Source organism: Streptomyces sp. NPDC092952, assembly GCF_044754785.1.
GTDB lineage: Bacteria > Actinomycetota > Actinomycetes > Streptomycetales > Streptomycetaceae > Streptomyces.
On sequence record NZ_JBIVPT010000003.1, the window covers coordinates 300,202 to 312,425 of the forward strand.

At 71.1% G+C, this 12,224-nt stretch carries 14 protein-coding genes and 1 tRNA gene; 11 read left to right on the top strand and 4 right to left on the bottom strand.

The window, feature by feature from the left end:
• Positions 1 to 78: 78 nt before the first annotated feature.
• Positions 79 to 1,419: a hypothetical protein gene (locus ACIQGQ_RS09100; protein WP_402392572.1), complete on the top strand. Its 1,341-nt coding sequence runs from the start codon at positions 79 to 81 to the stop codon at positions 1,417 to 1,419.
• Positions 1,420 to 1,439: 20 nt separating this feature from the next.
• Here ACIQGQ_RS09100 and ACIQGQ_RS09105 read toward each other — a convergent pair whose 3' ends face one another.
• Both ACIQGQ_RS09105 and ACIQGQ_RS09110 read right to left on the bottom strand, forming a co-directional pair.
• Positions 1,440 to 2,744: a serine/threonine protein kinase gene (locus ACIQGQ_RS09105; RefSeq protein WP_402392575.1), complete on the bottom strand. Its 1,305-nt coding sequence runs from the start codon at positions 2,742 to 2,744 to the stop codon at positions 1,440 to 1,442.
• Positions 2,745 to 2,792: 48 nt separating this feature from the next.
• Complete coding sequence (locus tag ACIQGQ_RS09110; protein WP_366288511.1) at positions 2,793 to 3,341, bottom strand: DNA-binding protein; 549 nt, start codon at positions 3,339 to 3,341, stop codon at positions 2,793 to 2,795.
• Positions 3,342 to 3,511: 170 nt separating this feature from the next.
• On the opposite strand from ACIQGQ_RS09110, the gene ACIQGQ_RS09115 reads away from it, so the two are divergent.
• Together ACIQGQ_RS09115 and ACIQGQ_RS09120 are read left to right on the top strand one after the other, a co-directional pair.
• A tRNA-Ala gene (locus tag ACIQGQ_RS09115) sits at positions 3,512 to 3,584 on the top strand.
• Positions 3,585 to 3,796: 212 nt separating this feature from the next.
• Positions 3,797 to 4,093 carry a putative quinol monooxygenase gene (locus ACIQGQ_RS09120; protein ID WP_402392578.1) on the top strand — a complete coding sequence of 99 codons (297 nt, stop codon included), beginning with the start codon at positions 3,797 to 3,799 and terminating at the stop codon, positions 4,091 to 4,093.
• A gap of 204 nt (positions 4,094 to 4,297) precedes the next feature.
• Here ACIQGQ_RS09120 and ACIQGQ_RS09125 read toward each other — a convergent pair whose 3' ends face one another.
• A complete protein-coding gene (locus ACIQGQ_RS09125) occupies positions 4,298 to 4,993 on the bottom strand; it encodes a DUF5324 family protein (RefSeq protein ID WP_402392582.1) in 696 nt (231 codons plus the stop codon).
• A gap of 361 nt (positions 4,994 to 5,354) precedes the next feature.
• Between ACIQGQ_RS09125 and ACIQGQ_RS09130 the strand changes: the two genes are divergently transcribed.
• Both ACIQGQ_RS09130 and ACIQGQ_RS09135 read left to right on the top strand, forming a co-directional pair.
• Complete coding sequence (locus ACIQGQ_RS09130; RefSeq protein WP_402392585.1) at positions 5,355 to 5,882, top strand: peptidylprolyl isomerase; 528 nt, start codon at positions 5,355 to 5,357, stop codon at positions 5,880 to 5,882.
• A 173-nt stretch (positions 5,883 to 6,055) separates the two neighbouring features.
• Entirely contained in the window at positions 6,056 to 6,958 is a 903-nt protein-coding gene (locus ACIQGQ_RS09135; RefSeq protein WP_402393412.1) for a rhomboid family intramembrane serine protease, read from the top strand.
• 265 nt (positions 6,959 to 7,223) lie between these two features.
• Here the strand turns inward: ACIQGQ_RS09135 and crgA are convergent, their stop codons facing one another.
• Positions 7,224 to 7,478 (bottom strand): cell division protein CrgA, encoded by a 255-nt coding sequence (gene crgA / locus ACIQGQ_RS09140; RefSeq protein WP_402392588.1) that lies wholly within the window; start codon positions 7,476 to 7,478, stop codon positions 7,224 to 7,226.
• A 141-nt stretch (positions 7,479 to 7,619) separates the two neighbouring features.
• On the opposite strand from crgA, the gene ACIQGQ_RS09145 reads away from it, so the two are divergent.
• From ACIQGQ_RS09145 to ACIQGQ_RS09170, 6 genes are read left to right on the top strand one after another with little or no spacing between them, the layout of a single operon-like run.
• Positions 7,620 to 8,387 (top strand): DUF881 domain-containing protein, encoded by a 768-nt coding sequence (locus ACIQGQ_RS09145; protein ID WP_402392591.1) that lies wholly within the window; start codon positions 7,620 to 7,622, stop codon positions 8,385 to 8,387.
• 25 nt (positions 8,388 to 8,412) lie between these two features.
• Positions 8,413 to 9,117 (top strand): class E sortase, encoded by a 705-nt coding sequence (locus ACIQGQ_RS09150; RefSeq protein WP_402392594.1) that lies wholly within the window; start codon positions 8,413 to 8,415, stop codon positions 9,115 to 9,117.
• Positions 9,118 to 9,172: 55 nt separating this feature from the next.
• Positions 9,173 to 9,355 carry a hypothetical protein gene (locus ACIQGQ_RS09155; protein WP_402392597.1) on the top strand — a complete coding sequence of 61 codons (183 nt, stop codon included), beginning with the start codon at positions 9,173 to 9,175 and terminating at the stop codon, positions 9,353 to 9,355.
• Positions 9,352 to 9,990, top strand: coding sequence for an aminodeoxychorismate/anthranilate synthase component II (locus ACIQGQ_RS09160; RefSeq protein ID WP_352274071.1), 639 nt, complete (start codon positions 9,352 to 9,354; stop codon positions 9,988 to 9,990). Before ACIQGQ_RS09155 ends, ACIQGQ_RS09160 begins: the two co-directional genes overlap by 4 nt.
• A complete protein-coding gene (locus ACIQGQ_RS09165) occupies positions 9,987 to 11,402 on the top strand; it encodes a class E sortase (protein ID WP_402392600.1) in 1,416 nt (471 codons plus the stop codon). Before ACIQGQ_RS09160 ends, ACIQGQ_RS09165 begins: the two co-directional genes overlap by 4 nt.
• 27 nt (positions 11,403 to 11,429) lie before the next feature.
• A complete protein-coding gene (locus ACIQGQ_RS09170) occupies positions 11,430 to 12,170 on the top strand; it encodes a class E sortase (protein WP_402392603.1) in 741 nt (246 codons plus the stop codon).
• Positions 12,171 to 12,224 lie beyond the last annotated feature (54 nt).

Below are 12,224 nucleotides of genomic sequence, written 5' to 3' on the forward strand. Positions count from 1 at the left end.
CCTGAGCAAAACGGCCGGGTCCCCGGGGCGGCGGCACGGGCGTCGTGGGGCGGGGCGGACGACGAGGGGAAGCGCGTGATGAGGCGGCGCAACAGGGGCCGGGTGGCGCTGGCCGCGGTCGCGGCGATGTGGATGGCGGCGACGCTGCCGGGGCAGGCGTACGGGGCCGGGGAGGTTCCCGCGTACACCTTCGATCCGCGGGCGGAGCAGGTCGCGGGGGCGGAGTTCAGCACCCAGGCCCCGGCCCTGAAGGACGGATCGGTCTACCGGAGCTCGATCAAGCCCGGTGAGAAGCTCTACTACCGCCTCGATCTCGACGCCCGGACCAACGCGTACGTCTCGGCGGTGGCCGTGCCCAAGGGCGGCGGCCGGGTCGCGTACGGGGACGGGATCACGGTCAGCGTCCGCGACAGCACGGACCTGCGGTGCGGCTCGGAGGACGCGCGGTTCCAGTCGGCGGAGTTCCCGCGGCCGATCGCCGCGTACGCCTACCGGATGGTGGAGAAGGACGGCAGCACCTGCCAGGAGGCCGGGACGTACAACGTCCTGATCGAGCGGGAGAGCAAGGCCACCTCCTCGCAGGAGCCCTGGGACCTGGAGCTGCGCTACGTGGCGGAGCCGAAGCCGAAGGCGCCCGGCTCGATGCCGACCGAGGCGCCGGAGGACTGGCCGTCGGCCTCGCCGCCACCGCCCACCACCGCCCCGCAGAAGCGGTCCGGCGGCAGCAGTTACTACGACGCGACCGGTCTGGAGACCGGCGAGTGGCAGGAGGAGGGCGGCATCCGGCCGGGGCAGACCCTCTTCTACCGGGTGCCGGTCGACTGGGGCCAGCAGATCTTCGCCACCGCCGACCTGAGCAACAGCACCACCTCGGACACGTACATCGGCAATGCGCTCGCGCTCTCCCTGGACAACCCGGCGCACGGCCACGTCGACTCGGCGACCCCGCTCTCGTACTCCGGGAAGTCCGCCTCCGTCTCGCTGGACCCGCTGCCGCCGGTGGCGTACGAGAACCGCTTCGACTTCTCGGACAACGTCTCCGGGATGCGGTTCGCCGGCTGGTACTACCTGTCGGTGACGCTGAGCCCGGCCGTCGCGAAGTCGTACGGGGACCGGGCGATTCCGCTGACCCTGAAGGTCAAGGTCGAGGGAAAGGCGGGCAGTTCGCCGTACGCGGGTGACGCCGGGCCCTTCGCGGTCACCAAGAACGACAAGGACCTGGCGCGGTCCGGGGAGAGCGGTCCGCAGGCGGCCCGCAGCGAGACCATGACGGCGGTCGGCGTGGCCGGGATCGGCACCGGGACGGTGCTGGTGCTCGGCCTCGGGGGATGGACCCTGCTGGCACGGCGGCGCGCGGCCGCCGCCCCGGCGGCTCCGGCCGGCGGCGAACCGTACGGAGGCCCGCCGCAGGCCTTCTGACCCGGGCGTCCGGGCCCGGGTCAGAAGGCCTGGGTCAGCGCCCAGATGCCCACCGCGAAGCAGACCAGCGCGACCAGCAGCACCGGGACCGCCACCTTCGGGGACGGTCCCGGACGCCGCCGGGGAGCGGCCGCCGCGGCGGGGGCGTGCGCCGGTGCCTGCGGCTGGCCGACGGTGTACGCCCGGGTGAGCGGGGGCTCGTTCCGTACGGCGGCCGTGGGAGCCTGCGAGAGGTCCTGAGGGAAGTCCTGCCCGGGCACCGCGGCGTACGGGTAGGCGGGCTGCGGCGGAACCGTGGAGTGCGGCGTGGCGGGCTGCGCGGGCCCGGGAACGGGCTGGGGCGCGGGCGCATGCTGCTGCGGGGGCGGCGGAAGGTGGAAGCTGCCCGTCTCCGACATCGAGACCGGCGGCCGGGCGTGCGGCGCCGGCTCGGGCTCCTCGGCCTTCACCGGGCCGTCGGGGCCGAAGCCCGGCGGCAGCGGCCCGAGTTGGTCGAAGACCTCGACCGGCTCGTCGTCCGGCCCCGGCTCCGGAAGCATCTCGACCGCGGCCAGCAGCGCCTTTCGGGCACCCGTGGCCGTACGGAACCGCGCCTGCGGGTCCGGCTGGATCAGCCCCGCCAGGACCTGCCACAGCGGCTCGGGTATGCCCTCCGGGGCGGAAGGCGTGCCGTACGCGGCGAAGTGCTCGACGAGCGCCTGTGCGTCGGGCTTCTGCCCCTGCAGCAGGTAGAGCGCGACCAGGCCGACCGCGAACAGGTCCGCCGGGAAGTCGGGCTCCGCACCCATCATCTGCTCGGGAGCGAAGTAACCCGGCGTTCCCACCACGTAGTTGGTCTCGGTGAGGCGCGGCTCGCCCTTGCGCATGGAGATGCCGAAGTCGGACAGCCGCAGATGCGGCCGGCCCGTACCGGTCGCCTCCATAAGGATGTTGGCCGGTTTGATGTCCCGGTGCACCACTCCCTCGGCGTGCACCGTGGAGAGGCCGGACAGCAGCTGGTCGAGGAGCGTGCAGACGAAACGGTGCGGCAACGGACCGTAGTCACCGATGACATGGGCCAGCGAACCACCGCTCACCAGGTCCATGGTGAACAGCACCTTGTCGTCGTCCGCGGCCCAGCTGGCGGGCGCGAGCACGTGCGGGTGCTCGATCCGCAGCGCCTGCTCGCGGACGAAGCGCAGCAGCGTGTGCGCGTCGCTCTGCTGAAGGACCTTGGCCGCCACATAACGGCGGCGCCGGTGGTCCCAGGCCCGCCAGACCGCGCCGACCCCACCGCGCCCGATCGGATCGATCAGCTCGTACCGTCCGGCGAAGACCTCACCCATAGCGCTGCGCCCGCTCCCTGATCCGCCCTGTCCCCCCGACGGGAAGGGCTAGCCCTGGTGTCCCTCGTAGTGCGCCACCGCTTCCGCGGTGCGCCCCGCGCCGTACACCTTGAGGAACTCTGCCAGCTCCGGGTGGGTCGGGGCGAGGGAGTCGGCGGCTTCGATGATGTCTCCGGCCGCCGCGACCGACCTCAGCAGCGACTGGATCTCGCGGACCACGCGACGGACGGTGGGGGCGCCGCCGGTGGCCGTGGTCTGGCCGGTCGAGGTGAGGACGGATCCGCCCTGGGACTTCTTGATCTCCTCCATGCGCTGGGTGGCCTCGCCCGCGCTGACGCTGCCGTCCGCGACCTGCCCGGACAGCTCCTGGAGCGCCTGGACGCGCTGGACGACCGCGGGGTTGCCGATCTTCGCCCGCTGGCCGCTCATCAGCTGCGAGAGCATGGGGGCGGACAGCCCGAGCACGGCGGCGAGCCGGGCCTGGTTGAGGCCGAGGTCGTCTATCAGCCGGCGGAACAGCGCACCGAGAGGCTCCCCGTACCAACTGCGCTGGAGTTCACGGGCCCGTGCCGTCGTCTCGTGCTGCGCTGCGTCCATGGCGTCTCCCCTTCGCTGCGGCTTCGCTGCTGCGAACCTCGCCGAGCATCTTACGGAGCGTGGTCGCCGACCGGGAGACCCCATATTGTTTGCAGGATTCCGGGGGGTACCCGGTACTCTGGTCTGCGGCGGTGGCCGGGACGGGCAAGTGTCCGTGGCTGTCCGTTTTCGGGGCCTTAGCTCAGTTGGTAGAGCGCTGCCTTTGCAAGGCAGATGTCAGGAGTTCGAATCTCCTAGGCTCCACACCTTCAACCCCTCCGATCTGCGAGAACAGGATCGGAGGGGTCTCTTCTGTCCCGGTTTCCCCATGCCGACGCCTTGGCGTGGAGATGTCGGCGGGCGGCCCGGGGCCGAGTTCGCCTGGCCGGGTTTGTACTCTCTTTGTCCGCACGGCCGTTGGGCCTGGACCGCACCAGGACGTGGCGCTCCGGCCCCACCACACCGGAGGAGCCGAGATGTTCGACCTCATCGTCATCGTCCGCGTACCCGAGGCCGAGGACATAGCCGGGGTCGAGGACGCCCTGGCCCGCATGCGCGTCCTGTGTCACGCCGAGGATGGCTGTGTCGCTTGGGAGGCGTACCACTCCCAGGACGATCCCGGCCGCTTCGTCCTGGTCGAGCGCTGGGAGAGCCGCCGGCACTGGGAGGCCCATGACGCGGGTGAGGCGATCCAGGACATCTATCTGCCCGAGATCATGCCGCGCGTCGAGCGCGAGGTGCATCCGAGCGTTCCCGTGGCCGTGCGGGAGTGACCGGCCGCTGATCCGGCCACAGGTCGGGCGCATCGGGCGAGGGGCCGCTCCTCGGGACCGGAGGGCCGGCGACGTCTCCGTGGCGCCGACGGATCTCCCCTTCGGCGGCCGCCATCGTGCCGGTACGGGGCCCGGCGGACCGTACGGGGCCGTCGCACCGGTCCGGTTCCTCCGCGGCGCACCGCTGACGGAACCGGACCGCGCTCAGCGCCCGCCATCCGGTCCTTCCGGCCCGTCCGTCCCTCCGGTCGTCCCCTCGTCGGGCTCGGCCGGGCCGCTGCCGTCGACCGAGGTCAGCGGCGTACGGCCGGAGACCTCCGTGGCGGCGGGCGGTTCGACCAGCCAGTCGGGGTCGGACTGCCGGTCCCACCAGCGCCAGAGGGCGTACGCGCCGCCCGCCACGAGACCGGCCACGAGGACGCACCGGCCCAGCCGCCCGGCCTTCGCCCGGCACGCGTGCCTCCTGTCCAGCCGCCGGATCTCGTCCGCGGTGACCTGCCCGCGCAGGGCGGCCAGCGCGGCGGCACCGCGCGCCGAGGCCTCCTCGGCCATCGGCTGGGCCGCGGCCATCGCCTGTTCGACCCGTGGCACGGTGTACTCCGCGGCGGACCGGGCCGCCAGGCGGGTACGGAGCGCGGCACGGCGGCCGGCCTCGTCGATGCGGGGCGGCACATGGGCGAGGGCCTGCTCGATCCGCGGCGCCAGATGGGAACCGTATTGGTCACGGGCCTGCTGGGCCGCCTTGGACACCTTCGGCGCCAGCCGCGCGCGGGCCTCGCACGCGAGATGCGCGGCCTGCTCCCTGGCTGTGTCGGCGTAGGGCGCCACCACGTCCGCGGCGTGCTGCACGCTCTCCTTCGCCGAGTCGGTTGCGGCGCGCACGCTGTCGATGCGGGTCACGGGATCCTCCTCCTTGGTGGCGGGTCGATACTCCGCCTTTCCACCCATTCCGAGATCATGCCCGCCGGATTCCGGTCCGGCATGCGGGGCGGGCATCCGGGGTACCCGGCCGGGTGGGGCGCACTCCGGGCGTTCCAGGTGTCCGGTGCGGCGGGAAACCTCCGTAGGGCGATGTCCCGCTTCGTCCCGTGATGCGGCAGGGAGGTGAGTGCCGCGCCCCCTGGGAGGCGGCGGTCGGCCGGGGCGCGCGGTCCGTGCGAGGATCGATGGAGCGTCACTGACGATGGACAATCGGTGAGCGGCCCCGGGGATCCGATGCCCCGGCGGACCGGCATCACGCAGGACTCACGGAAGGCAGATCGTGGCCGAGCAGCTTTACGCCACCCTGAAGACCAACAAGGGCGACATCGAGATCCGGCTCCTGCCGAACCACGCGCCCAAGACCGTCAAGAACTTCGTCGAGCTCGCCAAGGGTGAGCGGGAGTGGACGGACCCCACGACCGGACAGCCGACGCGCGCCCCGCTGTACGACGGCACCGTCTTCCACCGCGTCATCAGCGGTTTCATGCTCCAGGGCGGTGACCCGCTCGGCAACGGCACCGGTGGGCCGGGGTACCAGTTCGCCGACGAGTTCCACCCCGATCTCGCCTTCAACAAGCCGTACCTGCTGGCCATGGCCAACGCCGGGCCGGGAACCAACGGCTCGCAGTTCTTCGTGACCGTGTCGCCGACCGCCTGGCTGACCGGCAAGCACACCATCTTCGGCGAGGTCACCAACGAGGCCAGCAAGAAGGTCGTGGACGCGATCGCCGAGACCCAGACCAACCCCCGCACCGACCGTCCGGTGCAGGACGTCGTGATCGAGTCGGTCGTCATCGAGACCCGTTGATCACCGCGGGTCGTCCCCCGGTCACGGATTGATCCCCGGATCGGGAACCAAGCGCCCCGTTCGTCCGTATTGATACATAGTGGACGAGCGGGGCGGCAGGGTGCATGCCGCCTTGCCACGGCGCCGTGCCCGCCATGACCAGGACCGGAAGGGGACGGGAAGCGATGGGACCGATGGATCAGCAGCAGCCGCCGAGCGGCGGCGAGCCGCCCGCCGTGGACGGCTCGCTCGGCTGCTACCGCCACCCCGGCCGCGAGGCGAACGTCCGGTGCACCCGCTGCGAGCGGCCGATCTGCCCCGAGTGCATGGTCGACGCCTCGGTCGGCTTCCAGTGCCCCGACTGCGTCCGCCAGGGGTCGGGTACGGGATACGGCCCCGCCCCCCAGGCGCCGCGGACGGTCGCGGGCGGCTCCCTCGCCGCCGATCCCCGTCTGATCACCAAGATCCTGCTCGGCATCAACATCGCCGTGTATCTGGCGGTGCTGGCCCAGGGCACGGAGCTGGTCGTCCGCCTGATGCTGTTCGGCCACCACCGGATCTATGAAGGCGGCCCGCTCGAAGGCGTCGCCGAGGGGCAGTGGTACCGGCTGGTGACGTCGATGTTCCTGCACCAGGAGGTGTGGCACATCGCGTTCAACATGCTGGGGCTGTGGTGGCTCGGCGGCCCGCTGGAGGAGGCGCTCGGCCGGGCCCGGTACCTCACGCTGTACCTGCTCTCCGGCCTGGCGGGCAGCGCCCTCACCTACTGGCTCGCCGCGCCCGGCCAGAGCTCGCTCGGCGCCTCCGGGGCGATCTTCGGGCTGCTGGGCGCCACCATCGTGCTGATGCGCCGGCTCAACTACGACATGCGCCCGGTCCTCGTGCTGCTCGCGGTGAACCTGGTCATCACGTTCAACCCCTGGGGCGGGATCGCCTGGCAGGCCCATGTGGGCGGGCTGATCGCGGGCATGGTGATCGCCGTCGGCATGGTGTACGCCCCCCGCGAGCGGCGCACACTGGTGCAGTACGGCACCTGTGCCCTGGTCCTGCTGGCCGTGGTCCTCGTGGTCGTCGTCAGAACGGCCGCCCTGACCTGAGCGGTCCGGGCCGCCCGAACGGCTCTCCCGCAGTCGTACTTGTCCACAGCGCGTGCCGGATCTTGTGCACTCGGTGGGAACAACTGTGCCCCTTGTCGCTGAGCTGGGTTCCTCCAGCCGGGACAAGGGGCATGTCGTCCCCCGACGAGAGAGACTGCAGTCACATCGGCGTCAACTCTCGGGGAGTTATCCACAGATCGTCTGACCTTTTCCCCCGCCTGTGGATAACGGTGTGGACAACGGTGGGGTAAGTGGGCCGAGGGTGCTACTTCCACTGCGTGGAGACACCGAAGCCACCGGCGATGAAGCCGAAGCCGACCACGATGTTCCAGTTGCCCAGGTCCTGGATCGGCAGGTCGCCGTCGGTCACGTAGAAGACGACGATCCAGGCCAGACCGATCAGGAAGAGCGCCAGCATCACCGGCGCCACCCAGCTACGGCTGGTCAGCTTTATGTTGGTTGCCTGCTTCGCCTGGGGCGGCGTGAAGTCGGCCTTCTTGCGGATACGTGACTTCGGCACGAGGAACTCTCCTGTCGATGCGCTGCGTGACCGCGCAGGGAACTGTGTCGGGCGCCGGGGTGGGGCTCAAGGGGGAATACTGCCTCCCCCGGGCGTCCGTTAGCGTAGTGCTTCCCTGGTGCCTAAGGAGATAAGGGTACGTTGAGCAATTCTGCCGACTCCCGACAAGGCCCGGTCCGGCGCACGTTCCGGCACCCGGCCCGGGTGCTCACCGCTGCCGTCTTCGCGCTCGCCGGACTGATCTTCGTGACCAGCGCCAACACGGCCAAGGGCACCAACATCCGCACCGACTCCTCGCTGCTGAAGCTCTCCGACCTCATCCAGCAGCGCAGCGGCAAGAACGCCCAGCTGGACGAGGTCAACGCGGTCGTGCGCGACGACATCGACGCCCTGGTCAGGGAGGACGACGGCAGCACGAAGGCGGAGGCCGCCAGGCTGGGTGCGCTGGAGCGCGTCGCCGGTACCAGGAAGCTCACCGGCCGCTCGGTCTCCGTCACGCTCGACGACGCCCCGCCCAACGCCACCGCCAGCCCCGGCTACCCCGAGCCGCAACCCAATGACCTGGTCATCCACCAGCAGGATCTGCAAGCGGTGGTCAACGCCCTCTGGCAGGGCGGCGCCCGGGGCATCCAGGTCATGGACCAGCGGCTGATCTCCACCAGCGCGGTCCGCTGCGTCGGGAACACCCTGATCCTCCAGGGCCGGGTCTACTCCCCGCCGTACAAGATCACCGCGGTCGGTGATCCGGGGCGGCTCAAGCAGGCACTCAACGACTCCCCGGCGATCAGCAACTACCTGCTGTACGTGAAGGCCTACGGGCTCGGCTGGAAAGTCGACGAGCACGAGGCGGTGACTCTTCCCGGCTACTCGGGCACAGTGGACCTCCACTATGCGGAGCCCGTGAAGTAGCCAGCGGCTGTGGGGAGGCCGGCAGGTGTCGGTGCGACTGGTCGTCAGGACGCTCAGCGAACTCTGCCTCACCATCGGCGCCTTGATCGTGCTCTTCGTGGTGTACGTCCTATTCTGGACCGGAGTGCGGGCGGCGGGCGCCACCGAGGGGCAGATCGAATCGCTCCACGACCAGTGGGCCCGCGGAACGGCCTCCGCCCCGGCGGCCACCCCGCCGTCCGCCCCGGCCGCCCCGAAACGGCCCGCCGCGCCCGCGTATCGCGACGGCAAGCCGTTCGCGATGATGTACATCCCCCGCTTCGGCAAGGGCTGGGAGTGGCCGGTCCTGGAGAACACCGAGGTCAGGACCTTGCAGAAGGGGCTCGGCCACTACGCGGGAACGGCCCGCCTCGGCGCGAGCGGCAACTTCGCGGTGGCCGGCCACCGGCGCACCTACGGGGACCCGTTCAAGGACTTCCCGAAGCTGCGCCGGGGCGACGCGGTGCTGCTGACGGACGGGACGACGTGGTTCACCTACCGCATCGGACGTACGCCGTACCGGACGGTGCCGGGCGATGTGGGGGTCATCGACCCCGTTCCCCGGAAGTCCGGTTTCGACGGTCCGGGCCGCTATCTGACGCTGACCACCTGCGATCCCGAGTGGGGAAGCAGCCACCGGCTGATCGCCTGGGCCCACCTGGACGCCACCCAGCCCGTGGCGGACGGCAGGCCCGCGGCTTTCCACAGCTGACCCACGCCGTCGCCGCGGCCCTTTAGTCTGGTCCCGTACCGAATGGAGGGACGACATGTACGGCTGGATCTGGCGGCATCTGCCGGGCAACTCGTGGGTGCGTGCGCTCATCTCGCTGGTGCTGGTGCTGGCCGTCGTCTACGTGCTCTTCCAGTACGTCTTCCCCTGGGCGGAGCCGTTGCTTCCGTTCGGCGACGTGACGGTCGACGGCTCGACGGGGACGGGAGGCGGCCAGTGAGTGCCCGCATTCTTGTCGTGGACAACTACGACAGCTTCGTCTTCAACCTCGTCCAGTACCTCTACCAGCTCGGCGCCGAGTGCGAGGTGCTGCGCAACGACGAGGTGACCACGGCGCACGCCCAGGACGGTTTCGACGGGGTCCTCCTGTCGCCCGGCCCCGGCACCCCGGAGGAGGCGGGCGTCTGCGTCGAGATGGTGCGCCACTGCGCGGCGACGGGCGTCCCGGTCTTCGGGGTCTGCCTGGGGATGCAGTCGATGGCGGTGGCCTACGGCGGTGTGGTGGACCGCGCCCCGGAGCTGCTGCACGGCAAGACCTCGCCGGTGACCCACGAGGGGGCGGGGGTCTTCGCCGGCCTGCCCTCCCCCTTCACCGCGACCCGCTACCACTCGCTCGCCGCCGAACCGGACACCGTACCGGCGGAGTTGGAAGTGACGGCGCGGACGGCCGACGGCATCATCATGGGGCTGCGCCACCGTGAGCTGCCGGTGGAGGGCGTCCAGTTCCACCCGGAGTCCGTGCTGACCGAGTACGGCCACCTGATGCTGGCCAACTGGCTGGTGCGGTGCGGCGACACAGGGGCCGTCGCGCGGTCGGCGGGGCTCGCGCCGGTGGTGGGCAAGGCCGTCGCGTGACCTCGTCCCGCCCCGGACCGGACGCCGGACAGGACGGCCCGTACGAGCAGGGCGTGCACGGGGCGCACGGGGCTGCGGGCGCGTTCGAGGCGGCTGTCGACGGGCTGGCGGATCCGCTGACCGATCCGCTGCCGGGGCGGCACTCCTCGCCATGGTTCAGGACGGACACCGTCCCGGCCCAGCCGTCGGGGCCGGAGGCGGTTCCCGGGACGGGCCAGCACCGGGCCCCGGAGCAGCGGCCACAGGCTCCGTACGGGGCGCAGAGCCCCGCGGGGACCCCGCGGGAGTGGTACGACCCCGAGGGCTTCGAACGGGACTGGTACGGGCAGCAGGCGCCCGCGCCGGACCCCGGCGCCCAGGCCACCGAGGTCCTCTCCCGGGTCCCCCCGGCCCCCGACCCGGTCCGACCCCCGGACGCCGGTGCTCCGGTACCCGACGTTCCGGCCTTCGACGCTCCGGAATCCCGGATGACGGACCCAGGGACGACGGGTTCCGGGACGACGGATTCCGGGATCATGGGCTCCGGGATTTTGGACCCGTTCCCCGGGCTGGACCCGGAGGAGCCGGTTCCGCCGCCGGACCCCGAGCCGCGTACCGGGGGCCGTGCCGAGCGCCGTCGCGCCGCCAAGGGGCGGGGGCGGCGCCGTGCCGAGCCGCGCCAGGAGACCGCGCCGCCCGCCGCACCGTCCGGCCGGCCGATGTCGCGCGTCGAGGCGCGGCGTGCGGCGCGCGCGGCCAAGGACAGCCCCGCGGTGGTGGCCAGCCGGGTCACCGGCGAGCTGTTCATCACGCTCGGCGTGCTGATGCTGCTCTTCGTCACCTACCAGCTGTGGTGGACGAACGTCCGCGCCAACCAGTACGCGGGCAAGGAGACCCACAAGATCCAGGACGACTGGGCCAAGGGCGACCGCACCCCCGGCGTGTTCGAGGCGGGCCAGGGCTTCGCCATCATCCACATCCCCAAGCTGGACGTGGTCGCCCCGATCGCCGAGGGCATCAGCAAGGACAAGGTCCTCGACCGGGGCATGGTCGGGCACTACAGCGAGGGCTCGCTCCGCACCGCGATGCCCTCGGCGAAGAAGGGCAACTTCGCCCTGGCCGGTCATCGCAACACCCACGGCGAGCCGTTCCGCTACATCAACCGGCTGAACCCCGGCGACGAGGTCGTGGTCGAGACGCAGGACGCGTACTACACGTACGAGATGACGAGCATGCTGCCGCAGACGTCGCCGTCCAACGTCTCGGTGATCGATCCGGTGCCGCGCGGTTCGGGCTTCACCAAGCCCGGCCGGTACATCACACTGACGACCTGTACACCGGAATTCACGAGTACGTACCGTTTGATCGTCTGGGGCAAGATGATCGACGAACGGCCGCGCAGCAAGGGGAAGCCCGACGCGCTCGTGGGCTGAGTCAACATCACGACAGGGATGGGTGCGGTGACGGCTAGGACCGAGCATGACGAGCAGACCGGCGAGCCTGCGCCCCCGCTTCCGCCCCCGACCCGGAGCCGGGGAAGGCATCCCGTCGCGACCGCGGTCAGTGTCTTCGGCGAGCTGCTGATCACCGCGGGTCTGGTGCTGGGCCTCTTCGTCGTCTACTCCCTCTGGTGGACGAACGTCCTCGCCGACCGGGAGGCCACCAAGCAGGGCGACACGGTCCGCGACCGCTGGGCGGGCGGGCCGGGCGCGCTGGACACCAAGGACGGCATCGGCTTCCTGCACGTCCCCGCGATGAAGAACGGCGAGGTGCTGGTCAAGAAGGGCACCGACACCGGGAACCTGAACGACGGCATCGCCGGCTACTACACCGACCCGGTGAAGTCGGCCCTCCCGTGGGACAAGAAGGGCAACTTCACCCTGGCCGCCCACCGCGACGGGCACGGCGCCAAGTTCCACAACATCGACAAGCTGCGGACCGGCGACCCGATCGTCTTCGAGACCCGGGACGCCTGGTACGTCTACAAGGTCTTCAAGGAGCTGCCCGAGACGTCGAAGTACAACGTCGACGTCCTGCAGCCGGTGCCGAAGGGCTCGGGAGTGAAGAAGCCCGGCCGCTACATCACGCTCACGACCTGCACCCCGGTCTACACCTCGAAGTACCGCTACATCGTGTGGGGCGAGCTGGTGCGCACCGAGAAGGTGGACAACGACCGCACGAAGCCGGCGGAGCTGCGCTGAGCGCACCCGCCTCTCCTGCGTACGACGAAGGGCCCCGGTCACCATCTGGTGACC

What these genes read in the sequence shown, in the direction of transcription:
- ACIQGQ_RS09100 (WP_402392572.1), top strand. Translation starts at nt 79, where the DNA reads ATGAGGCGGCGCAACAGGGGCCGGGTGGCGCTGGCCGCGGTCGCGGCG.
- ACIQGQ_RS09105 (WP_402392575.1), bottom strand. Translation starts at nt 2,744, where the DNA reads ATGGGTGAGGTCTTCGCCGGACGGTACGAGCTGATCGATCCGATCGGG.
- ACIQGQ_RS09110 (WP_366288511.1), bottom strand. Translation starts at nt 3,341, where the DNA reads ATGGACGCAGCGCAGCACGAGACGACGGCACGGGCCCGTGAACTCCAG.
- ACIQGQ_RS09120 (WP_402392578.1), top strand. Translation starts at nt 3,797, where the DNA reads ATGTTCGACCTCATCGTCATCGTCCGCGTACCCGAGGCCGAGGACATA.
- ACIQGQ_RS09135 (WP_402393412.1), top strand. Translation starts at nt 6,056, where the DNA reads ATGGATCAGCAGCAGCCGCCGAGCGGCGGCGAGCCGCCCGCCGTGGAC.
- ACIQGQ_RS09155 (WP_402392597.1), top strand. Translation starts at nt 9,173, where the DNA reads ATGTACGGCTGGATCTGGCGGCATCTGCCGGGCAACTCGTGGGTGCGT.